The following is a 22,963-nucleotide window of genomic DNA, read 5'->3' as shown; positions in this document are numbered from 1 at the left end:
ATGAGCATGGAAATGGAACATTATGACCTGGACGCCGACCGTACGACGATCGGCAAAGGCAAGACGGTCATGCGCCTGGTCAAATACGCGCTGCATTTTCGAACACAGCTGTTTATTGCGTTGTTCATGCTGACCGTCGCCGTCGGTACCGACCTGGTCGGGCCGCTGGTGGCGAAACGGCTGATCGACGAGCATATATCGGGCATCGAGCGCCGGTGGTATCAGACGGAATCGGCGGGAGCCTACGCGGTAGCGTATGACGGCGCCCTGTACAAACGGGAAGACCGCTTTGCCGACGGCGAACGTCGCGGCCCTGAAGCTCGGATTCTGCAGGTGGGACGCGATTATTATTTCATCGGGCAGCCCATCGCGGCCGACGGAGCGCGGAGCGTAACGGCCGACGGCAGCGTCGCCATCGCGGCAGGCGCGGAGACGGCGGTCTACCCCGCGCAGAAATTAAGCCGGCAAGAGCTGCTGCGCTTCTTTCTTCCCGAGTTCAGCGGCATTCTCCGTCTGTGCTGGATTTATTTCGGGCTGATTCTCGTTTCGGCGGTATTTTCCTACGGACAGCGGTACTATTTGCAGGCTGCGGCCAACCGCATTATCCGCAAATTGCGCATCGATGTTTTCGGCCAGATGAACCGGCTGCCGATCCGCTATTTCGACAATCTTCCGGCCGGAAAGGTCGTCTCGCGGATTACGAACGATACGGAAACGATTCGCGAGCTGTACGTGACGGTATTGGCGAACTTTTTTACGGGCACGGTCTATATGGCGGGAATATTTGCGGCTTTGTTCATCCTCGATGTCCGGCTCGCGGCCATATGCCTGTTCATTATCCCGGTATTGGTCGTCTGGATCTATATTTACGGCAAAGCCGCCAAACGGTACAACCATACCATTCGCTCGACGATCAGCGAAATTAACGGCAGAATCAACGAGTCGATTCAGGGCATCCCGGTCATTAAAGCTTTCCGCAAGGAACGGATGATGGAAGAGGAGCTCGAGACGTTCAACAACAAGCTGTTCGACTTCAAAAACCGGCTGCTTAGTCTGAATGCGCTGACCGGCCACAATCTGGTCGGCGTCATCCGGAATATCGCATTTGTCTCCTTGATCTGGTATTTCGGAGGCGTTTCGATAAGCGGGCCGCAAGATGCCGTGACGCTTGGCGTGCTGTACGCGTTCGTCGATTATTTGAACCGTCTGTTCAATCCGATTGTCGGCATCGTGAATCAGCTGCCCAATCTGGAGACGGCGCTGGTATCCGCGGAGCGTGTATTCGTGCTGATGGACGAACCGGGTGAAGACGTATCCGATCAGGTAATGGCGCGCTATAAAGGCAACGTGAAATTCGAAAACGTCTGGTTCGCATACAAAGAGGACGAATATGTGCTGAAAGGCATTTCGTTCGAAGCGAAGCAAGGTCAGACGGTTGCGCTGGTCGGTCATACGGGCTCCGGCAAGAGCTCCATCCTCAACCTGCTCTTCCGTTTCTACGACGTCGAAAGCGGCAGCATCAAGATCGACGGCGTCGACATCCGCGACATGCCGCGGCAGACGATGCGCCGGCATATGGGCATCGTGCTGCAGGACCCGTTCTTGTTCACGGGGACGATTGCGTCCAACGTCTCGCTGAACGACCCTTCGATCTCCCGGGAACAGGTGGAGAAAGCGCTGCGTGACGTAGGCGCGGACCGGCTGCTCGGCCAGCTTCCCAAAGGAATCGACGAGCCGGTTATCGAGAAAGGCGGAACGCTGTCCGCCGGTCAGCGGCAGCTGATCTCGTTCGCCCGCGCGCTGGCGTTCGACCCGGCCATTCTCATTCTTGATGAAGCGACCTCGAATATCGATACGGAGACGGAAGCGGTCATTCAGAACGCGCTTGAAGTGGTCAAAAAAGGCCGCACGACGTTCGTCATCGCCCACCGGCTGTCGACCATCAAGAGCGCCGATCTGATCTTGGTGCTGGACCGGGGCGAAATTGTCGAGCGCGGCGATCACGACACGCTGATGAAACGGCGCGGCAAGTACTATCAGATGTATCAAATCCAGCAAGGCGAACTGGCGTCGACCGTTTGATGACGGCAAAAAGAAATTATTTATTCAAATTAATGCTTGACTCGCTACTTTTATTTGTGATATATTATTTCTGTTGACATCATTACTTCCCACACGGAAGCGAGTCATCTGCGGTCGTGGCGGAATTGGCAGACGCGCTAGATTCAGGTTCTAGTGGTGTAACAGCCGTGGAGGTTCAAGTCCTCTCGACCGCACCATATTCACATGAACTGCTCGTAAAATTGTCCTTGCGGCGATTTACGAGCTTTTTTGTTTGCCCAGGCGAAAAAAATCGCTATTGATCATGGAATAGTAGGCTATGAATTGATGAAATCGGTCCGGCTATCGTTCCCGGATGTTTACGAAGGGACGATCTACACCATATTGCGTCGGCTGAATGCCAGCGGATATGCCAGCATAACGAAAATCGAGTCTCCGAACGGCCCGGCCCGAAAATATTATCATCTGACGGAAGAAGGTCAGGCATATTTGAACCGGATGATCCGGGAGTGGAAGGAACTGGTCGAAAACGTTGCCGCTATTGGAATCCGGGTATGAGCAAATTACCGCCATGTTCCCGAAGCGAATATCAGGCAAAATGATTCATCGATTTCGTTATCTTGCTTTTTCATTCCAAAATGCGCGCATAATCGGCCTGCATGGGGTATACTTGTTATCGGAGGCGAACGAATATGCAAGAGCCTGCACCTGCAACAGACGAGCAGTGGCAAGCGATCCTCAATAATGACGCTTCTTACAACGGCCAATTTTATTATGCTGTCAAATCGACAGGCATTTTCTGTTATCCGTCCTGCAAATCAAAACCGCCGAAAAGAGAAAACATCGGCATTTATTATTCGGCCGAACAAGCGCTAACCCGATATCGCCCTTGCAAACGGTGCAAACCGACAGGACAGCGATTGCCGGATGAAGAATGGATTGCCGTCGTAACGGAGTACATCGAACGGAACTATGGCGAAAATTTAAAGCTGGAACATCTTGCAAACATTTGCCACGGTACGCCGTATCACCTGCACCGTACATTCAAAAAGGTGAAAGGAATGACGCCCGCAGCCTTCATTCAACAATTCCGCATCGATAACGCCAAGGACTTGTTGAGACGCACCGATAAAACGGTCGCAGAAGTCGGCGAATGCGTAGGTTTGCCGAATACGCCCTACTTTATTACGCTGTTCAAAAAAATGACCGGCTATACCCCGGAAAGCTACCGCAAAAGGCATAAGCAGCACGCTAACCTGTAAAGGAGGCGATGAATGAATGGCACCGGACAACGGATTCATCTACTGGTCGTTACTTGCTCATGAGGAATGGAAGCTGCATCTCGCCATGACGGAAGGCGGGCTTTGCTTCGTCGGTTCAAATAACCAGCCGTTCGAGGAACTGAAAGATTGGGCATCCGCCCGTTATCCAGGCAGAACGCTGGTTCGGGATGACGAATCGCTGCGTCCCTACTCGACTGAGATCGTCGAATATTTGCAAGCAACACGCCAATCCTTTTCGTTTCCGGTTGTTTTACGGGGAACTCCCTTTCAAGAAGCGGTATGGAACGCACTTCGCCAGATTCCGTACGGACAAACCCGATCTTATTCCGATATCGCGCTGCACATTCAGAAACCGGCTTCGGTTCGCGCAGTAGGCGCCGCAATCGGGGCAAACCCCGTTTTAATTACCGTACCTTGTCATCGCGTCATCGGCAAAAACGGAGCGCTTACCGGTTACCGGGGCGGCCTGGACATGAAAACAAAATTGCTGGAACTGGAACGGACCCTATCGCCTCCCTATACTTGTGGGCCATTTGAATCGATCGGTTCGTCTCCTCCTAGGCCAAACATGAAAAAACCGCGAAACGCCTTGATTTGACAAGGCTTCTCGCGTTTTTTTTCTCTAGTCGAACAGATCGCCGAGGACATCGAGCACGCTTTTTTTCTTTTTATACGGATAACCGTGCTTGTCGTATTTCGATTTGCCGTGTCCGTAATGATGGCCGCGTTGATCGTAACCGTATCCTTGCTGGGGCGTCCCATACCCCTGCTGGGGGCCGTAGCCTGGGGGCGGACCGCCGTACGGAGCGTGTGGCGCCGCTCCCGGAGCCGCTTGCGGAGGCCGATCGTACGGCTCCTGCTCCATTCGCCCGATCTCTTCCTGCAGCTCGTGCACGCCGCGCATCAGCTTGTCCAGCTCTCCCCGGTCCAGCCACACGCCCTTGCAATCCGGGCATACGTCGATCATGACGCCGTTTTTCTCGACTTCGCGCATGCGCACATCTTCACAAACCGGACATTTCATCGCAATCCCTCCTCGCTTTCACGCCCTCTTTCCTTATACGGCTCATTCGTCAAAAGGATTCGCCCGTTTTTCGGAAGCCGGCTGATAAATATAGCGTCTGCTCACTTTGACGACACGGCGGTTTGGTTTGCGGATGACGACCGACTCGTCGTCCCAGGCCACCACGATGCCGAGCACATCGTTGCTCTCGATGCCGTCCCGAACGACCCGAACCGTTTCGCCGCTTTGCCTGAACCGATCCAACTGCTCTTCGCTAACCATGCTCTTCCTCCATCTTGTAAATGCATCCCCATTGGCAAAAGGCCCCCACATCGCGCCTGACGCTTGCGATATGGGGGACTGTCGCGATTTACGCTGCCGGTCAGCGGCAGCATGGTCGAAGTGTTGCATTTTGGGAGTCTGTGCGCGAATCAGCCGACATGCTCCTTCGTGTCGTTCGTTTCATACCATTCGTCCAGCACGCGGGAAGACATGACGCGATTCGAAACATACTCCGCCTGCTTGTCCGTAAACTGGTGCCGCCATTCGATGCCAAGCTCTTCGCAAAGCTTGACGACCGTCAGCAGCTCGGACCAGGCTACGTAACGCTTATACCAGAAGAACTGCGGATGCTCGATCATATAAGGGTACAAATCGTCGAATTCGGTGTGCTTGCAATCCAGCGCACGCTCGAAGTGAATTTTGGCATCCGACAGTTTGGACTCAAAAAACTCGCGGTTTGCAATAGCCATTTTGTGCGCCTCCCCTCTACTTACTTTATATTATAAAGGAAATGATCCGGCAGCGAAAGATCGATCAGCCGCCGCCCGTTCAGGCAAACGTGATGGTTCCGTTGTCGAGCGAGGCGATTTTGACCAGCGAATCGACTCGGATTCCTTGTTCGCGCAATGTTCTCGCGCCGGATTGGAACGTCTTTTCGATGACGACCCCGATTCCTGCCAGCTCGGCGCCGGAGCGTTTAATAATTTTAATGAGCCCCCGGGCCGCGTCTCCGTTTGCAATGATGTCGTCAATGAACAATACCCGGTCCCCATCGTGAAGAAACTTTTTGGACACCATAATGTCGGTCACGATGCCTTGCGTAAAAGAGGGTACCCGTTCGCAATACGATTCCGGATCGGCGATGAGCGTCTTCTTCCGGCGCGCGAACAGCAGCGGAACGCCAAGCGCCTGAGCGGTCGCGAAGGCGATCGGAATGCCGGACGATTCCAGCGTGACAACCTTCGTGATCTTCTCCCCCTCATAAAGCCGGGCAAATTGCTGCCCCATCTCCGTCGTCAATACCGGATCGACCTGATGATTCAGCAGCGCATCCAGTCTCAACACATCGCTGCTGATGACCGACGCCTCCTGTAAAATTCTCTTCTTGAGCGTCTCCATATGACCCCTCCACACAAAATCTTATTCGTTACATTACCACAGCCGGCGGAACTTTCGCAAGCGCGGAGCAGAAGCCCGAAAATGCCGGCTTGTCATGCCCGTCCATTCACGGACATACCTTGTATAGTACAAGGCTTTCGAAAGCGGGGGCGGGAAATGAAAAGGACGGGCAAAGTATTGCAAATCGCATTTACCTATATCGGCACGATCGTCGGCGCCGGGTTTGCGACAGGGCAGGAAATTTTGCAGTTTTTCACCCGTTTCGGACATTGGGGGACGTTCACCATTGCGGTGGCGACGCTGCTGTTTATCTGGCTCGGCACCAAAATGATGGTGCTCGCGGGAGAAATTCAGGCCAAGTCTTACGAGGATTTGAACAAAGCGCTGTTCGGCGAGCGGGCCGGCCGCCTCGTCAGCCTTTTTATGATGGTCATTCTGCTCGGGGTCATTGCCGTCATGATGGCGGGAGCCGGATCGATCTTTTACGAGCATTGGAACATCTCGTATGTCTCTGGACTGCTCATTACGATAGCCGGCTGTTATGTGCTGCTGCGCAAAGGCATGAAATCGATACTGACCGTCAACACCATTGTCGTACCGCTTATGCTGCTGTTTACCGTGATCGTCCTGGCCGACGCAATCGCATCCCCCGGCTCGAGCCGATGGTTGACGATCAAGACCGATCTGTCGCCGTGGGCAGCCTGGGCTGCGCCTTTTCTGTACGCCGCCTTCAACTTGTCGATGTCTCAAGCCGTTCTCGTGCCGCTCGGCGCCCAGATCGGCGACCGGAAGACGATTGTGGCGGGGGCCTGGATTGGCGGAATCGGGATCGGCTTTATGCTGCTCGCCGGCCATATCGCCTTGTCGATGCATATGCCCGGCGTTCAGCAATTCGCCATCCCGATGGGCGGCATTGCCCGCGGGCTGGGCCAGGGCTTGCAATGGATTTATACCGCTTTGATCTTCGCGGAAATTTTCACGACCTTGATCGCCGACATCTACGGCCTGTCGCTGCAGTTGCAGGAACGGCTGAAATGGCCGCGCAACTTGCTGACGGCGATCATTCTCCTGATCTGCTTTTTTGCCAGCCGGATCGGCTTCGAGCCGCTATTGTCCACCCTCTATCCGCTGTTCGGCCTCTTCAGCCTCGGGTGGCTTGCCTTGATCATCCGGCAACGGACGGAAGCGAAAGGGACGCCTCCCGGGCGCAACTAGTCGCCCAAGAGACGCCCCTGGAAGCGGTCCGGCAAACGAATGGCCCGGAAAACCCGGTGTCAGGAACCGGGCTTCATCTCCGCGTACACCTGCTTCAGCTGGTTAATAACGCGTTGCAGCGAATATTCTTTCTTCGCTCTTTCCCATGCCGAGCGCGCCAGATTATAGCGGAAGGCCGGATCGGTAACGACCTTCACCAGCGCTTCGCATAACGCGTCGGGATCGTCGGGCGGAACGAGCAGTCCGTTCTCGCCATCCGTAATTTGCTCCGCTATCCCCCCGACATTCGTTCCGACGAGCGCCAGCCAACAAAGCGCCGCCTCGGCAAATACCGAACCGAACGCTTCCGCCCGGGAGGGAAGCACGAATACATCGAAGAACGGCATGAATTGTTCGGGGTGCAGCATATAACCGTAAAAAATAATATCGTCGTACAGACCGAGCGACACCGCGAGCTGCTCCAACTCTTTGCGAATCGGTCCGTCGCCGATAATATGGAGCATGAACGGATGCCCCTGGCTCTTCAGCTTGGCGCAGGCATGCAGCAAAACGTCGAGCCCTTTGGCGGGAACGAGACGGCAAACGGTAATGAGCTGCGGCACTTCGTTCTCATGCGCAACCGGCTTGAACCGTCTTTCGTCGAAGCCGTTCGGGATGACCTGAATGCGCTCAGCATCCTGTACGTAAGGAGCCAGGTACGAGCGGAACGAATGGGAAACGGTCAGCAGCCGGTCGGCCTTCGCCTCCAGCTCGCCATAGAGCGACGTCAAAAACCGGTGCGCGGCATCGCCTTCGCGGATTTTGCCGTTCAAAATCAGCTCGCGTTCGTAGCTGGAGTGGATCGTCACCGCCAGCGGCGTATCGGGAAAAAGCCGTTTCATGGATAGCGCGGCGATCGGATGATGGGCATGAATGAGGTCGTAATTTTGCTGGATACGCAGCCGTGTCCACCACAAATAGTCGCGAAACGTCTGCATATATTTGTCGACGACCGGATCGCCGGCAAAAGCGGCCGCATCGAACGTTTCGAATGCAATTTCCTCATGCCCTTTTCCTCTGACCCGCTTGGGCAAAGAGAACAAATCCATCTTCCAGCCTGCCTTATTGAACCGCTCCCGGATGTACGGAACCATGGACGACACCCCGCCGGGCTGCTCCGGCGGAAAAAACAACGCTTGCAGGATGTTCAAAAGCTGACCTCCTAAAGACTTTTCGAAGAAAAGTCGCTTCGTAAGCATAAGCTTAGACTTTGCGGAGCAAAGTCACTTCGTAAGGATAAGCTTAGACTTTGCGGAGCAAAGTCACTTCGTAAGGATAAGCTTAGACTTTTCGAAGAAAAGTCACTTCGTAAGGATAAGCTTAGACTTTTCGAAGAAAAGTCACTTCATAAGCATAAGCTTAGACTTTTCGAAGAAAAGTCGCTTCGTAAGCATAAGCTTAGACTTTGCGGAGCAAAGTTACTTCGTAAGCTTGAGTCCGGGCTTCGGGCTTGGCTATCGTGAAATCAAACGCTGTGCTGCAACCCGTTCCTTCATATATTATAAGACTTTGCCGCGAGAAAAAGTACCCCCGCCGCTGCCGGCAACTTGTTGTTCGCTTACGCCGCCGTCCCTGTTGCCGTTCGTTCGAGACGCCGCCTTCAAGCGGCGCCCGCCTTATCGCCTTTGCGCCGGCTTGATCCGCTTGAGCGCATACAGCTCGTCGTCCAGCGACTGGCTGCGTTCCGCGATCAATACGCGCGCGTCTTCCACACCCTGGTTGTACGCGTACGGACCGATCTCGCCGAGCATCCAGTCGAGCAGCTGCTCGGCAGCCAGCCGGCCGATCGTCTCCGACCTTTCTTCTTCAAAATAGAGCCTGATACGCTCGATTAGCGCCTCTTTCTCTTCGCGGGGCAGTTTGAATACCATACCGTTACTCGCCTCCCGACAATTCCCTGCAATACTTGCGGTCGGCTAGTTCCGCCCCGCGTCAAGCGCGAGCTCGCCTTTCAGCACTGTGACCGCTTCCCCGATCAGCTTCACTCTGTCGCCCGCGTCGATGACGCGCAAAAATCCTCCGCGGCTCGACGCCTGATAAGCGGTCATCTCCGTTCGCCTAAGCCGCTTGGACCAATAAGGGGTCAGCGCGCAATGGGCGGAACCCGTAACGGGATCTTCGGGCACGCCCAATGCCGGGTAGAACGCCCGGGAGACGAAATCGTAACCGGTCCCCGCATCGGCCCGCGCTGTCACGACGACGCCCCGCGCCGTCAACGCACTCAGCAGGGCGCTGTCCGGCTTCAATTCGCGCACCGCGCGCTCGCTTTCCACCTCTATGAGATAATCCATCCGGTTGCGTCCCGTAAAGCGCGGAATCAAGCCGAGCGCTTCAATCAATTCGTCCGGCGCCTTGTCCGGCGTAACCGGTTCGGAAGGAAAATCGAGCATGATCCCCTTGCCGTCCCGCACGGCGGTCAGCATGCCGCTCAACGTGCTGAAGCGCGCTGCCGCCTTGCCTTCCAGTTGTCCGGTTTCCCACAGGAAGTGGGCGGCGGCCAGCGTCGCGTGACCGCAAAGCTCCACTTCCGCTTTCGGCATAAACCAGCGAAGCGAATAATGGTCCCCTGCCGGAACGAGAAACGCCGTCTCCGACAAATTCATCTCCGCCGCAATAAGCTGCATTCGCTCGTCGTCAAGCGGCTTCTCCGTAAAACAAACAGCTGCCGGGTTTCCTTTGAAAGGCTCGGCGGTAAACGCATCGATAATATGAATCGTACCGTTATTCATAACTTCTCCCCTTCGGGCGTCCGCTTGGACGGCCCGGACTTCTTCATCGATCACTTGATTGGAATATACAATTCAACCGGCACTTCTTCCAGATGCTCGTCGATATAGAATACTTCGATCGAAACGGCATTCTCCAGCTTTTCCAGCTTCATCTCTTTCATCCATATGAACAACTGGTCGTAGGCTTCTCCGATTCGTTTATTGGTGCAAGTAGTCATCGCATAGCGATGCTCCGGGATGGTAAACTGCACCATGCCCGGCGGGACAACTTCCAAACGGCGCGTTTCATAGCAGGCCCAATAGGTGGCGAATACCTCGTTGCCGAAATATGGGCTGTAGAGCGCGGGCGACTTGATTGCGGAGCCGAGCTCGTGTTTTCGGGCGATAAACTCGGTCTGCAAACGGATCGCCTCGTCCGGAAGCGTCGAGAACGGCCCGCAGTAACTGATACCGACCAGGTTTATAGCAGGTTTGTTCACGATCGTGCATAGATCCAACATGCTTATCCCCCTTCGTACAGTTCGCGAGGCATGTACGCCATGAATGGCGCTTCTTTCTCAGTTTATCACGATTGTCCGCCAATGGCACAATTTTAAAACGGATTTTCCTACATTTTTTTCAATTCATAACAAATTACAACCAACCGATCAATTCCCGAAGACTCTTCGTTTTGCGAAGCGGCACCGCCGAAATCGCGTTGTCCCAGGGCTGATTGCGCTCAAACCAGACCGTATGCAGGCCTGCCTCGCAGGCGCCGGCCATGTCGTTGCGCGGATGATCGCCGATGTATAGCGCGCGTTCCGGCAGCACATCCAGGAGGGACAGCGCCAGCCGGAAAATCCCCGGATCGGGTTTGCGGATGCCGACATCCCCGGACACGACAACCGCACCGAACCGAGCCCGGATGCCGAGACGATCGATTTTGCGATTTTGCACGTCGCTGCCCCCGTTCGTTATAAGGCCGAGCCTGTATCTTTCCCCGCAATAATCCAGCAGCTCTTCGGCCGCTTCCATCAGCGTCGCCTGCTCCGGATAGTGCCGCGAATAGAAAGCGAACAGTTCGTCGGCCGCCGGCGCTCCGGCCCACGACAGCATGTCCGGCAGCTCGCGAAACAGCTCGTGCTTGTCTTTGTACCCGTCCATATCCGCAGCCCGGAGCTGCCCGGCGATGAACCGGTGCCTTTCGGGCGTTTCCCCGGGAAAATAATGCCGGGCCAGCATTTCCGCGAAGACGCCGAAGCTTCGGTCCCTGTCCAGCAGCGTATTATCCAGATCGAACAAAACCGCATCCAGCTTCCGTTTCATCATCGCTCCCCCCGGTCGAGCCGTTTAATATGGTCGGCCAGCAGATAAAGCTCCGCCAGTTCTTCGCGGCCGTCGGCCCGGAACCGTCGGACCGCCTCGCTGACGGACACAATCGCCACCTCCGCCACCTGCTCCCCATCCGGCGGGTTGGTCGGCTCGCCGACCGGATTGACGGTGCCGTAGCCGACGCACCGGACGAACCGCGGATGAGGAAGATGGGGCCGGTAAGGCTGAGGCGACGAGGAAAAACATTCGAATTGCCCGAACGGGCGAAACGTTACGAGCTCCGAGCCGATTTCTTCCCGCACTTCCCGCCGCAGTGCGTCCATATACCGCTCGCCCGGCTCCAACGTTCCGCCGACGCATTCCCAGCGGCCGCTTGTGAGACGGATCAGAACGCATGCCTCCCCGACGAACGGAACGATCGTCACATTGCCGACCATCGGCGAATCTTCTTCCGGCACAACCGGAACGAGACGCGCATGCACGGGGCCCCAATCGACGCCGCGGCTTAACACCGGATATTTCCCGCTGTCCCATGTCGGATTCATCGTTATCCCCTCTCCCCAAATCCGTTTACTTGCCGACCATCTTGAAAGAAAATGTCGAAAATCTGAGCGGCATACTGTCGAAAGCGCGGCGGTTGTGGCGTACGTTGCGGTTCCCCGGGAAATGAACGGCGGCGCTATTACCCGGCGGCGCGCCCGATCCGGACCGGCGAATACGGCCGGGAGCGGCCGGATGGGCATGGAATCAGCGTCCGGCCTGCTACTCCGCAAGCTCGATCCTGACGCCCGCCTCCTCGCATGCGCCGGCCAGCGGCTCTTCCGGCATGCTGTCCGTCCAAATCCGGCTGGCGGCGGCAAGCGGCGCGAAAGAGGCGAGCGACCGGACGCCGAATTTCGTACTGTCGGCCACGACGTTCATTTCCGCCGACCGGCTAGCCGCGAGCCGCTTCACTTCCGCTTCGTACAGATTGGAATTGCTGAAGCCGTGACCTGCGCTGATGCCGGTCGTTCCGAGGAACGCACGGTCGAACGCCATGTCATTTATACATTGCGCCGCCAGCGGACCGACGAGCGAATTGGTCGCTTCGACCAGCATCCCCCCGGTGACGACCGTCGGAATCTGCTTGTTCAGAAGCTCCGCCGCAATATTGAGCGCATTGGTCACGACCGTAATCTTCATCCCGTGCGGCAAACATTTGGCCACTTGCAACGTCGTCGTACCGCCGTCGATGAAGATGGACTCTCCCGGCCGAACCGACGCCGCTGCGCTCCGGCCGATGCGCAGTTTCGCCTCCATGTTCAGAACGGACCGGTCCTGCAAGGCCAGGTCTTGACCGATGTGGATCGCACCGCCGAACGTCCGTTTCACGGTTCCGGTTTCCTCCAGTTTCTCCAGATCCCGCCTGATCGTCATTTCCGTCACCCGGAAGCGTTCGCTCAATTCGGATATTTTCACTTCTTTCTCCAGCATCAGCCGTTCCAGAATTAGACGCTGCCTTGCATTCAACTCGAAGGCGTCCGGTTCAAGCATTTTCAACCCCCTGCTTTACAATAAAAGAAAATACTATTTTTTTCTATTGTATACAAACGAACATTCGATTTGCAAAACGAACATTTCAAACCCGGCCCGGATCGGGCGCCGGAGCGTGCGGCAAAGTGCCGCCTCCTTCACCGAGCTCGCGCTGCATCATAACCGTATCCACCCAACGGCCAAATTTGAAGCCAACATTCGTCAGCGTGCCGATCGTCCGAAAACCGAGCTTCTTGTGAAGCGCGATCGAGGCTTCGTTCGCACTGTCCCCAATGACGGCGATCATCTGGCGCCATGGCCCCGCCTCGCAACGTTCGATCAGATGGCGGAGCAGCTCGCTTCCGATTCCCCGTCCGCCCCATCCGTCCTCGACATAGACCGAATTCTCCACCGTAAACCGAAACGCCGACCGCGTCCGGAACGATGACGCATAGCTGTACCCGACAATTCGGCCGTCGATTTCGGCGACGAGAAACGGCAGGCCGAGTCCGAGCACTTGCTTGCGGCGGACCGCCATCTCCGGCACATCCGGCGGCACCTCTTCGAAAGTGGCCAGTCCATGCCGCACATGACGGGCATAAATCCGCTGGATAGCGGGCATATCTTCCTCGTTTGCATCTCGAATGATCACGGTACCGAACCTTCCTTCTCTATGATGCTTTTTCGTTAAAATTCTTCCTTCCATTATAGCAGGGACGAATGTTGCGACGACAGCGATTTATCTTTAATAGCATAAATCATTTATAAGATTAACAACCTGGCCGCAGCGATGCCGCAAAACGAAGTGACTGTCTCAAGTGGCTGTGTCAAGTGGCTGTCTCAAGTGACTGTCTCAAGTGACCGTCTCAAGTGACTGTCTCAAGTGACCGTCTCAAGTGAATGTCTCCAACGAAGTGGCTGTCTCACATGTTCATGGCTCATTTGTCAGCTTGGTGTGCGAGGGATATTCGATAAGTTTTTCCCGGCTCAAAACCAATATTGCAAAAGTGCAATTTTTTTCCACTATTAACAGCCCGAACGCTCAAATTCCTGCGATAATACAGTATTTTCGGCCTCCAAGCGGCGTGTATGGCGGAAGTGATCAAAAAATCCTGCACTTTCGCAGTAATTTGAGCCAAAGACATCTTTCGGGGGCAAAAATCCTGCACTTTTGCAGTATTCACCGCTCTTCAGCTGTTACCGGCGGCCCCTGCCCGTCGGAATAGGTCGCTCGGCTAACGCCGGCGACACCGGCCCGTTGGGCATAGCCATCCTCGGCTATCGCCGGCGACACCGGCCCGTTGAGCATAGCCATCTTCGGCTAACACGGCGGCATCTGCCCGCGGGCGTAGCCATCCTCGGCTATTGCCGGCGACACCGGCCCGCGGGCATAGCCATCCTCGGCTATCGCCGGCGACACCGCAGCCCGCGGGCATAGCCATCTTCGGCTATCGCCGGCGACACCGGCCCGCTGGAGCGGTCCGACAGCAACATAATCGCGACGGCTACTCATCTGCCTCAATGTCCGGTGGCGGACGAGACCGCTATAAGACAAAAAAAGAAGGGGCGGTCCCCAGGTCATTCTAGACCTTTTGGGACAGCCCCTCAATCTGCAATTGTGCAGGCCGATGATCGCGCGGCCGCCGTTAATTTCAAGGTTTCAGCAGGACGGAACTGTACGGAGGCAGCTCCAGCTTGCCGTCCGCCAGCGACGTCCCTTCCTTGCTCCGCTCTGCGATGCGCGCGAACGGCACGGTTCCGTTCGCCTGCAAATCGACGACTTGCGCATCGCCCGTCATATTATGGACGACAAGCGCCATATCGTCGTCCCACACGCGAATGAAGCCGGCTACGCCGGAGTTTGCGATCGGGAAGGCGGCGATGCCGCCGTCGCCAAGCAGCGGCTCTTCATTGCGCCACTTGAGCATCGTCTTGTAATGATTCAGCAGCGAATCCGGATCGGCAAGCTGCTCCTCGACCGAAACGCCCGGCTGCCGGTGATACGAAGGCTCCCAGTTCGCCTCTCCTTCCGCATCGCCGGATGCCGACCACGGCATCGGCTCGCGGATCCGTTCGTCCGGCTTCGCGCCGTGCATGCCGATTTCCTCGCCATAATAGACGAACGGGTTTCCCGGCAGCGTCAACAGCAGCGATGCGGCCATTTTGGCGCGATCGACATTGCCGGCCAGCTCGCTCATCACCCGGTTCTGATCGTGATTGCTCAGGAACGGCGCATCGACGAACGATCCGCCCGATCGTGTGCCATACGTCTCATACATGCGGTTCAGCACGCCGGCCAGATCGGGCGCCCGCTCCATCCGGGCCGCGCCGATCAACAGCGACGCCAGGTCGAAATTGAATCCGGAATCCAGCGCCCGGTCCAGATAAGGCGCGACGACGTGCGGCGCATCCCATACTTCGCCGATCAAATAGACGTCGGCGTTCACCTCTTCCATGCCGCTGCGGAACTGCTGCCACCATTCGACGTTGCGTTCCGACGTCTTCGGATCGGCGGCCGATGAAGCGAAATCGCCGTATATATGTTTCGCCGCATCGAGCCGAAACCCGTCCACGCCCTGATTCAGCCAAAATTGTCCGATCTTGATCAGTTCCCGGCGGACGGCCGGCTCGTCGAAATTCAAGTCCGGCATCCCTTCCCAGAAGACGCCCAAATAGGTCGAATCCCCCCGTTTATGCCATACTTGCTGGCCCCACGGACCGGCTTCGCCGGTATCCAGGTTCCGATCCTCGGCCCAAACATACCAATTCCGATATTTGCTGCCGGTTCCGCCGGCCGCATCGAGGAACCACGGATGTTCCCGGCTCGTATGGTTGACGACGAGATCCATCACGATTTTGATGCCGCGTTTGTGCGCTTCTTCCGTCAAGCGGCGCAAATCGTCCAGCGTGCCGTAATCCGGGTTGATATCGTAATAATCGGTGACGTCGTAGCCGTGATAGCTCGGAGAAGGCTGAATCGGCATCAGCCATATGCCTTTGAAGCCAAGATCGGCCACATAATCCAGCTTGTCGATGACGCCTTGCAGGTCGCCGATGCCGTCACCGTCCGAATCGTAGAACGACCGTACGAATATTTCGTAGAAGGCGCCCGTGCTTGCGCCCATCCGGGTCTGCGCCGTCTTGATGACGAAAGGCTTGGCAGCGGCGTCATTCGCCTCGCCCAGCACGCCGTCATCCGTAATCCCCGCAGCGCTGTCCGCAGAATCAGGCGGCAGGACGGCCGGCGGGTTCGCTTCGTCCGAGCAGCCGATCAGGAGGCCGAAGGCAACGGTCAACAGCAGCCATGCGAGCGCTGCCCTCGCATGCCGCTTGCGCCCCCGCCTCATCCTTTGTCCGTCCCGGCCGTCAGGCCTTCGACGAGGAATCGCTGGCAAACCATGAACAGCAGCGTAATCGGAACGGCCACCAGCACGCAGCCTGCCGCAAATATCGTAAATTGCGTCGACGTATTCGTATTGACCATATTGTACAACCCGACGGCCAGCGTCAGCTTCTCGTTGGTCCTAAGCACCGTCTGCGCGAAAATGAAATCATTGAAGGCGCCGGCAAACGATGTGACCGACAAAAAGACGATAAGCGGGCGGGACAGCGGAAGGAATATTTTGAAAAATACGGTCCAATGGTTCGCGCCGTCGATTCTGGCCGACTCCTCCAGACTTCGCGGAATCGTATCGAAGTACCCTTTGACAAGCAGATAGCCCATCGCTCCGCCGGCCGAATAGACGAGCATCAAGGCGGAATGCGTGTTGAGCAAGTTCATATTAAGCAGCAAAATATAAATCGCGACCATCGTCAAAAACGAAGGGAACATGCCGATCACGAACAGCCCGCTCATCAGGCTCTTTCGCCCCGCAAACCGAAACCGCGAAAAAGCGTAGCCGGTCAGCAGGACGAACAGCGTGCCGAACAGCATGGACACGAACGCGATTTTGAGCGTATTGACGTACCACTGGGCGAATTCGAATCGGGTGAACAGGCTGCGGAAATGTTCCAGCGTCCACTTCTCCGGCAGCAGCGTGTCGCTGAACAGCGACGTGCCTTCGCGAAAGGCGGAAAATATGATCCACAATGCCGGATACACGGTAAAGACGGCAATGAGCAGCAACAGAAGATGGCTGATGAGCAGCCACAATCCTTTGCGCAACCGGGCACTGCTATTCATCGCAGCAAATCATCCTCTCTGAACGCGCGCGTGCGGCGGAAACTGTGTATCGACAAGCTGGCGATAATGAGAAACAGAATGATGCCGACGACCGAGGCGAAGTTATATTTGCCGTTGCTGATCGACAAATTGTACAGCCACGTGATCAAAATGTCCGTGCTTCCCGCAAACTGGTAGTCGCTGTTCACCGGACCGCCGCCGGTCATCAGGAAGATGACGTTGAAATTGTTAATATTGCCGGCGAATTGGCCGATCAAGATCGGCGAGAGCGCGAACATGACGCTCGGCAGCGTAATCGCCTTGAATTTCTGAAACGGGCTCGCCCCGTCGACATCGGCCGCTTCGTACAAATCGCGCGGAATCGTCGTCAGAATGCCGATGATCAGCAGCATGGAAATCGGAAAACCGAGCCACATGTTGGCCAGGACGACCGTCACTTTCGCCCAGATCGGATCGGACATCCATTCCGGACCCGTAATGCCGAGCCGGCCCAAATATTGATTGATCGGACCGAACTGGGAATTGAACATATTGCGGATGATCAACAGGGACAGAAAAGCCGGAATGGCAAAAGGCAGCATAAAGATCGTGCGCCACATGGCGCGCAGCCGGATGCCCTTCTGCTGTACGAGCAGCGCGACCGCGAAACCGCCGAAGAACGTCGTCGCCGTCGAGACGACCGCCCATACGATCGTCCAGCCGAGCACGCCGTAGAAGGTGCCCGTCCATTTGCTGAGCGAGAACATATTTTTGAACGAATCGAAACCGATCCAATCGACCAGATTGGCCGGAGGCAAATAATTGGGCGACGAGTAGTTGGTGAAGGCGATCAGCACCGAGAACAATATCGGCAGCACGCTGAAAAAAAAGACGAACAACAGCGGCAGCGTGATGATGATGAAAGGAAACTTCCAGGTCAGCACATAATGAAAAGTTTCCCGAATGTTGTGAAGCCGCTTCCCTTCTTCCCGTTCTTTCCCCCTGCGGTAAGCGTCCGCCACATTGCCGATATGAATGGCGACGAACACCAGAACCGCGAAGACGACAATCAGACCTTCGACCATCAGAAAAATCGAATGATCGCCCGGCGTCACGACATATACTTTGCCGACCAGCTTCATCTGCTGCTTCGTTTCTCCCAGCGTCACGAGTCCCCAGATCGCCCCGCCCAGTCTCGTGGAGGCGTAGAATATGCCCGCAACATACAGCAGGAACAGAATCGCCCCTTTCGCGTACTGCCTGTTGTATATTTGCCCCAATCCCGTCGCGACTGCCGAAAGCGCGGCTGCGGTGATACGATGCCGACGCATACGCTTGCTCCCCCTCCCGAATGGGCCGTCACCCGCACGAAGACGGCGGGTGACGCCGCTTAAGTTAACCGGCCGCCGATGCGCCTCGAGGCTGATCTGCGCCTGTCGTCATTGCTGCAATTGCGATATGGACGTTTTCATATTTTCCACCGTTTTGTCGAGCGTCTGCTTGACGTCCGCCCCATCCCAGATCGGTGTGAAGAGCGCCCCCATCGTATTCGACCAGAACGCATCCATCTCGACGATCGAAGGCATCGCTTCCGTATATTTGAACTGCTCCAGGAACGCCGCCGCGATTTCGTTGTTTTTGATCGCTTCGTTCTGATCCATGCCGTTGCGGGCCGGAATAATTCCGGTCATTTCGTAGTTTTTCACCATCGCTTGCTCCGACGTTACGTAATGGATGAACAGTTTGGCCGCATTCGGATATTTGCTGAACGAGCTGACGAGATAGCCTTTGACGCCCGCAAACGCGATCGGCCTCTTGTCTCCCGGCATCGGCGGCAGCGGAACGGCCCCGACCTCAAATCCAAGCTTCTCCGTCGTAAAATTGCTCATCTGCCAGACGCCGTCCATATTGATGGCCAGCTTCTGCTTCTGGAACAGGTCGGTCTTCAGATCGTTGGTCGCATCCGCCACTTTGATCGGCACGACTTCGCGCATGCTTTGGAAAAATTTCATCCCTTCCACCGCGCCTTCGTTGTTCAATCCGATATCGGTCGGATCGGTGCCCTTGTTCCCGAAGACATAACCCCCGTAGCCCGCAATGAACGAGTAGTTGAAATACGAATCGTCAAGTTTCCACAAGATGCCGAACCGGTTCGGCGGGTCGTTGAACGATTTGGCGAACGCCTTGATCGATTCCCAGGAGGCGAGATCTTCGGGCTTCACCAGGCTTTTGTTGTAATAAAGCAGATAAGTCTCCACGTTGCGGGGCGTGCCGTACAGCATGCCGTCATGCGTAAACGCTTCCACTGCCGGCGCGACAAAATTGGCTATCGTATCTTCCGCATACCAGTCGTTCGGCAGGACGACGCCCGCCGCAATCGCCCGTCCGAGCGCATCGTGCGGCATGACCAGCACATCCGCCCCGACGCCCGCAGGGCCGTCCTTCTTGATCTTCTCGATCTGATCATGGGCGTTCACTTCCTGCAGCTCGACCGGAATGTTGTACTTGGCCGTAAATTCCGCAATCATCGCCTCGAGAAACGGCTTCTCCTCCTTGCCCTCCCATACGATCAGCTTGGCGCCCTCTTCCGGAACGATGTCATCGCCGGCCGCTTCCTCTCCGGCGCTTTCCTCTCCGGCCGTCTCCTCACCGCCCGCTTTCTCCGAACCGCCGCCTTCATTCGCCGTGCCGCCAGCTTGCGACTCCCCGTTCGCCGGCTTCGGATCGCCCGATCCTCCCGCACACGCGGCCAGCGAGAAGACGAGAAAACAGACGATCAACCAAATTCCCCTTTTGCCGATTTTCACCATAACGACTCCTCCCGCAAAAATGATAGTTTGATATCGCATGCTGCCTGTTCTTGTGATTGCCTATAATGTTCATGCGCAAACGTTTTCCATCAGCCGCATTACAGTTGTCCGAGATTGTCTATTCCACCGTGTTTTGGCAATGAAAACGTTTTATATTGCGCATTCATCATACAATAAAGCGGCATGGTTTGTGAAAACGTTTGTACTGCGTAAAAAGACCGGTTTTCTTTCAAAATCATCTTATGATTCGTTGGTTTGTATGTATTTCTCATTTTTTCATTATTTTTCTATTTATGTCTGTTTGATGTCTCTTTACGTCCTTTAGCCGTATTTACTTTCCGTCTATGAATGCGTTATCATAATTGTCAGCGCAGTTTGCTGCTTACGCAATCGTTTGCACTCCATCCCAGATCGAATAAGGTGGTTGCCCATGCCTGTCACGATTATCGATGTCGCCCGCAAGGCCGGCGTTTCGCCGTCAACCGTTTCACGGGTCATCTCCAACAATCCCCGAATCAGCAAGGAAACGGCGGATAAAGTCCGGCGGATTATGAAGGAGCTCGGTTATCATCCGAACGAGATTGCCAAAAGCCTGGTTTCCAAAACGACACGCACGCTCGGCATCATATTGCCCCGCCCGGCGGACGAGCTGTTTCAGAACCTGTTTTTCTCCGAAGTGATCCGCGGCATCGTGGCGCATGCTTCGCGCTCCGGCTACGATTTGCTGATGGCCGCCGGCACATCCGGACAGGAAGAGGTGGACGCGATCGCGCGCCTGGTGAACGGCCGCCGCGTCGACGGCATCATTCTTCTCTATTCGCGCCGGGACGACCCGCTGATCGCCTATTTGGCCGAGCGCAGCTTCCCGTTCGTCTTGATCGGGCGAAGCGAGCAGTACCCGCAAGTTCTGTCCGTCGACAACGACAACGTACAGGCGGCCTATGACGCCACGCGCCATCTGATCGCGCAGGGACACGAACGAATCGGCTTCGTCAGCGGCCCTCCCAATCTGATCGTGTCCAAAGACCGGATGGAAGGGTACGTCAAAGCGCTGGCCGACGCCGGCCTGCAAGCCGATCCGGAATGGATCGTGGAAGACGAGTTTTTGCAGGAAAGCGGCTACCGGGCCATGTCCTACTTCATGAACTTGCCGAAGCGGCCTACGGCGCTTGTCGCCATCGACGACATCGTCGCCTTCGGCGTGCTGCGCGGATTGTCGGAGCTCGGGTTCCGGGTTCCCCGCGATCTGAGCATCGTCGGCTTCAACAATCTGTCGCTTTCCGAGCTGGCGACACCTCCTTTGTCGTCCATCGATATCGGCATCTATCAAATCGGCTACACCGCCTCCCAGACACTTATTCGCGCCGTTCGCGAAGAAAGCGGTCAGTTGCAGCCGATTATTATCCCCCACAAGCTCGTCGTGCGCGAATCCTCCCTTCCGCCCGCGGACGCTTAAGGCTGTCCTGCGGCTAGCAGATACGAAAAAAACAACCCCGCCTTCTCAACATGAGAAAACGGGGTTGTTTCTTTAGAACGGCAGCGTTCTAAAAAAAAGCATTGCCCTCAGGTTGTTTGTCGATCGTATGAAGCTTCAATTCAATCGTATTATGAGGGCAAGTCAGTTGTCAATCGTTTTTTATGCAGCCGGAAACGGGCGTCAAACTCGTTTGCTCCGCAACACCTTGTATCCGTATGGCGGCAAGCTGCAGACAAGGTTGCCGCCTGCGGCCGCCACAGCCTCGCCGCTCAGCGCATCGGTCCATTCCGTGCCGGCCGCCGGCAGCCTGAAACCGGCCTGCCGCCCGCCGCGATTGATCAGGATGACGAACCGCTCGCGCTCGTCCCAACGCTCGTATGCGAGCGACGACGATCCCGGCTCCGCCTGCAGGAAGCGGAATCCGCCCGTTCGAAGCGCCCGGTGGGACAGGCGCAGCCGGATGAGCGCCCGGTAAAAGGCGAGCTGCTCCCGGTCCTGACGGGCTTCATCCCATTCCATGCATTTGCGGCAGCCCGGATCGTAGCCGCCGTCCAAACCGACTTCATCCCCGTAGTAGACGCACGGGACGCCGACGAACGTGAACTGAAACAGCACGGCCAGTCGGGCGAGCCGGCGGTCTCCGCCGCATCGCGTCAGCAGACGGGGCGTATCGTGGCTGCCGACAAGATTGAACGACGCCTCGTTCACCTGGGCCGGGTAACTGGCGAGCAGTGCGCCGATCGCCGCTGCGAAGCCGGCGCTGTCGATTTCCTGCGAAGCGAAAAAATCGATGACCGTATTCGTGAACGGGTAGTTCATGACGGCGTCGAACTGGTCGCCCTGCAGCCACGGCATCGCGTCATGCATAATTTCGCCCAATATATAGGCGTCCGGATTGGCCTTCTTGACCGTCTGACGGAATTCCCGCCAAAATTGATGATCGACTTCGTTTGCGACGTCGAGCCGCCAGCCGTCGATGCCGATTTCGTCCATCCAGTATGAAGCCACCTTGAGCAGGTAATCGCGGACTTCCGGGTTGGATGTGTTCAGCTTCGGCATGATCGGCTCGAACGCGAACGTCTCGTACGTCGGGACGCCGTCCTCGATCCGAAGCGGCCATTTCCGTACATGGAACCAGTCCTTATAGGGCGACTCCTCCCCTTTCTCGATCACGTCGACGAACGGCGCGAACTGCCTGCCGCTATGATTGAACACGGCATCCAGCAATACCCGTATCCCTCTGGCATGACATTCCCGCACCAGCGTCTTGAGCGTTTCGTTCGTGCCGAAATGCGGATCGACCCGGAAATAGTCGGACGTATCGTATTTGTGGTTCGTCGTCGCCTCGAACACCGGCGTAAAGTAGATCGCATTCACGCCGAGTTCGGTCAAATAATCGAGACGGTCGATCACGCCCTGCAGATCGCCGCCGAAGAAGTTTTTCGGCGTCGGCTCGCCGCCCCACGGCTCCGTCCCGTCGGGATCGTTCGACGGATCGCCGTTGGCGAACCGTTCCGGGAAAATTTGATAGAATACCGCATCTTTTACCCATTCGGGCGGCGCGATCCGGTCGGTCTCGTGCAGGTAAGGAAAGTCGAACGCGCCCTTGTAATACTGCGGGGTCAGCTCCGTATCGAATCCCGCCTCCGAATAATAGACCGTCTCCTCCCCGTCATGCAGCGCGAAACGGTAGATGAGCCGTTTATAAGGCGGTCGGACCCGCGCCTCCCAATAATCGAACAACGCGTCCGATACGCCCCGCTCCATGTCGATTTCCATATTCGTCCGTTTCCAATCGTACTTGTCCCCGCACAGCAGCCGAACCCGCTGCACATCCCCGCGCGCGGTGCGCAGCCTGATATGCAGCGTTTCGGCATCGTAAGCGTAGGACCAGTTCTGCTTGATGCGATGGTATACGGCTTGCAGATTCATTTCCGAACACTCCTCGTATAGTATGTTT

At 56.3% G+C, this 22,963-nt stretch carries 23 protein-coding genes and 1 tRNA gene; 7 read left to right on the top strand and 17 right to left on the bottom strand.

From position 1 onward, the window contains the following. Window positions 1-6: 6 nt before the first annotated feature. From ABEV74_RS08925 to ABEV74_RS08905, 5 genes are all read left to right on the top strand, one after another. Window positions 7-2,082, top strand: coding sequence for an ABC transporter ATP-binding protein (locus ABEV74_RS08925; RefSeq protein ID WP_430145272.1), 2,076 nt, complete (start codon window positions 7-9; stop codon window positions 2,080-2,082). A gap of 110 nt (window positions 2,083-2,192) precedes the next feature. Beyond that, window positions 2,193-2,279 (top strand) — tRNA-Leu (locus tag ABEV74_RS08920). Window positions 2,280-2,331: 52 nt separating this feature from the next. After that, window positions 2,332-2,619, top strand: coding sequence for a PadR family transcriptional regulator (locus ABEV74_RS08915; RefSeq protein WP_430145255.1), 288 nt, complete (start codon window positions 2,332-2,334; stop codon window positions 2,617-2,619). A gap of 134 nt (window positions 2,620-2,753) precedes the next feature. Continuing rightward, entirely contained in the window at window positions 2,754-3,323 is a 570-nt protein-coding gene (locus ABEV74_RS08910) for a bifunctional transcriptional activator/DNA repair enzyme AdaA (RefSeq protein ID WP_430145252.1), read from the top strand. Between the two features lie 16 nt (window positions 3,324-3,339). Continuing rightward, window positions 3,340-3,942, top strand: coding sequence for a methylated-DNA--[protein]-cysteine S-methyltransferase (locus ABEV74_RS08905; RefSeq protein WP_430145249.1), 603 nt, complete (start codon window positions 3,340-3,342; stop codon window positions 3,940-3,942). Window positions 3,943-3,966: 24 nt separating this feature from the next. Here the strand turns inward: ABEV74_RS08905 and ABEV74_RS08900 are convergent, their stop codons facing one another. From ABEV74_RS08900 to ABEV74_RS08885, 4 genes are all read right to left on the bottom strand, one after another. Beyond that, a complete protein-coding gene (locus ABEV74_RS08900; protein WP_430145247.1) occupies window positions 3,967-4,368 on the bottom strand; it encodes a TFIIB-type zinc ribbon-containing protein in 402 nt (133 codons plus the stop codon). Window positions 4,369-4,410: 42 nt separating this feature from the next. Then, the gene (locus tag ABEV74_RS08895) at window positions 4,411-4,629 is read right to left on the bottom strand and encodes a hypothetical protein (protein ID WP_062493423.1); all 219 of its coding nucleotides are present in this window, start codon (window positions 4,627-4,629) and stop codon (window positions 4,411-4,413) included. A 149-nt stretch (window positions 4,630-4,778) separates the two neighbouring features. Then, window positions 4,779-5,099 carry a hypothetical protein gene (locus ABEV74_RS08890; RefSeq protein WP_062493425.1) on the bottom strand — a complete coding sequence of 107 codons (321 nt, stop codon included), beginning with the start codon at window positions 5,097-5,099 and terminating at the stop codon, window positions 4,779-4,781. A 79-nt stretch (window positions 5,100-5,178) separates the two neighbouring features. Next, window positions 5,179-5,748, bottom strand: coding sequence for a xanthine phosphoribosyltransferase (locus ABEV74_RS08885; RefSeq protein WP_062493427.1), 570 nt, complete (start codon window positions 5,746-5,748; stop codon window positions 5,179-5,181). Window positions 5,749-5,904: 156 nt separating this feature from the next. On the opposite strand from ABEV74_RS08885, the gene ABEV74_RS08880 reads away from it, so the two are divergent. Further along, window positions 5,905-6,963 (top strand): YkvI family membrane protein, encoded by a 1,059-nt coding sequence (locus ABEV74_RS08880; protein WP_430145243.1) that lies wholly within the window; start codon window positions 5,905-5,907, stop codon window positions 6,961-6,963. Between the two features lie 59 nt (window positions 6,964-7,022). Here ABEV74_RS08880 and ABEV74_RS08875 read toward each other — a convergent pair whose 3' ends face one another. The 12 genes from ABEV74_RS08875 to ABEV74_RS08820 all read right to left on the bottom strand — a co-directional run bounded on the left by ABEV74_RS08875 (window position 7,023) and on the right by ABEV74_RS08820 (window position 19,526). After that, entirely contained in the window at window positions 7,023-8,153 is a 1,131-nt protein-coding gene (locus tag ABEV74_RS08875) for a glycosyltransferase family 4 protein (RefSeq protein WP_062493431.1), read from the bottom strand. 465 nt (window positions 8,154-8,618) lie between these two features. Then, a complete protein-coding gene (locus tag ABEV74_RS08870) occupies window positions 8,619-8,873 on the bottom strand; it encodes a DUF2164 domain-containing protein (protein WP_213528622.1) in 255 nt (84 codons plus the stop codon). A gap of 45 nt (window positions 8,874-8,918) precedes the next feature. Then, the gene (locus ABEV74_RS08865) at window positions 8,919-9,731 is read right to left on the bottom strand and encodes a PhzF family phenazine biosynthesis protein (RefSeq protein WP_430145239.1); all 813 of its coding nucleotides are present in this window, start codon (window positions 9,729-9,731) and stop codon (window positions 8,919-8,921) included. A 50-nt stretch (window positions 9,732-9,781) separates the two neighbouring features. Next, complete coding sequence (locus ABEV74_RS08860) at window positions 9,782-10,231, bottom strand: GyrI-like domain-containing protein (protein ID WP_235593167.1); 450 nt, start codon at window positions 10,229-10,231, stop codon at window positions 9,782-9,784. A 133-nt stretch (window positions 10,232-10,364) separates the two neighbouring features. Beyond that, window positions 10,365-11,039, bottom strand: coding sequence for an HAD family hydrolase (locus ABEV74_RS08855; protein WP_430145237.1), 675 nt, complete (start codon window positions 11,037-11,039; stop codon window positions 10,365-10,367). Continuing rightward, the gene (locus ABEV74_RS08850; protein WP_430145234.1) at window positions 11,036-11,587 is read right to left on the bottom strand and encodes an NUDIX hydrolase; all 552 of its coding nucleotides are present in this window, start codon (window positions 11,585-11,587) and stop codon (window positions 11,036-11,038) included. Before ABEV74_RS08850 ends, ABEV74_RS08855 begins: the two co-directional genes overlap by 4 nt. 217 nt (window positions 11,588-11,804) lie before the next feature. Next, window positions 11,805-12,575 carry a DeoR/GlpR family DNA-binding transcription regulator gene (locus ABEV74_RS08845; RefSeq protein WP_062493441.1) on the bottom strand — a complete coding sequence of 257 codons (771 nt, stop codon included), beginning with the start codon at window positions 12,573-12,575 and terminating at the stop codon, window positions 11,805-11,807. 85 nt (window positions 12,576-12,660) lie between these two features. Further along, entirely contained in the window at window positions 12,661-13,206 is a 546-nt protein-coding gene (locus tag ABEV74_RS08840) for a GNAT family N-acetyltransferase (RefSeq protein ID WP_430145231.1), read from the bottom strand. Between the two features lie 1,000 nt (window positions 13,207-14,206). Continuing rightward, a complete protein-coding gene (locus tag ABEV74_RS08835; protein ID WP_430145229.1) occupies window positions 14,207-15,901 on the bottom strand; it encodes an alpha-amylase family glycosyl hydrolase in 1,695 nt (564 codons plus the stop codon). Then, complete coding sequence (locus tag ABEV74_RS08830; protein ID WP_430145227.1) at window positions 15,898-16,737, bottom strand: sugar ABC transporter permease; 840 nt, start codon at window positions 16,735-16,737, stop codon at window positions 15,898-15,900. Before ABEV74_RS08830 ends, ABEV74_RS08835 begins: the two co-directional genes overlap by 4 nt. Next, window positions 16,734-18,047 (bottom strand): carbohydrate ABC transporter permease, encoded by a 1,314-nt coding sequence (locus tag ABEV74_RS08825; RefSeq protein WP_062493452.1) that lies wholly within the window; start codon window positions 18,045-18,047, stop codon window positions 16,734-16,736. The genes ABEV74_RS08830 and ABEV74_RS08825 overlap by 4 nt, the downstream gene beginning before the upstream one ends. Before the next feature lie 108 nt (window positions 18,048-18,155). Further along, on the bottom strand, window positions 18,156-19,526 hold the full coding sequence (locus ABEV74_RS08820) for a sugar ABC transporter substrate-binding protein (protein WP_430145223.1): 1,371 nt from the start codon (window positions 19,524-19,526) through the stop codon (window positions 18,156-18,158). A 430-nt stretch (window positions 19,527-19,956) separates the two neighbouring features. Here ABEV74_RS08820 and ABEV74_RS08815 point away from each other — a divergent pair, with 430 nt between their 5' ends. Then, window positions 19,957-20,982 (top strand): LacI family DNA-binding transcriptional regulator, encoded by a 1,026-nt coding sequence (locus tag ABEV74_RS08815; RefSeq protein WP_430145220.1) that lies wholly within the window; start codon window positions 19,957-19,959, stop codon window positions 20,980-20,982. A gap of 201 nt (window positions 20,983-21,183) precedes the next feature. Here the strand turns inward: ABEV74_RS08815 and ABEV74_RS08810 are convergent, their stop codons facing one another. After that, complete coding sequence (locus ABEV74_RS08810; RefSeq protein WP_430145217.1) at window positions 21,184-22,935, bottom strand: alpha-glycosidase; 1,752 nt, start codon at window positions 22,933-22,935, stop codon at window positions 21,184-21,186. Window positions 22,936-22,963: the final 28 nt, after the last annotated feature.

Origin of the sequence: Paenibacillus cisolokensis (genome assembly GCF_050481165.1) — a bacterium.
GTDB lineage: Bacteria > Bacillota > Bacilli > Paenibacillales > Paenibacillaceae > Paenibacillus_AH > Paenibacillus_AH cisolokensis.
The sequence above is the reverse complement of the archived record's forward strand: the minus strand, read 5'-3'. Positions and strand labels throughout refer to the sequence as shown.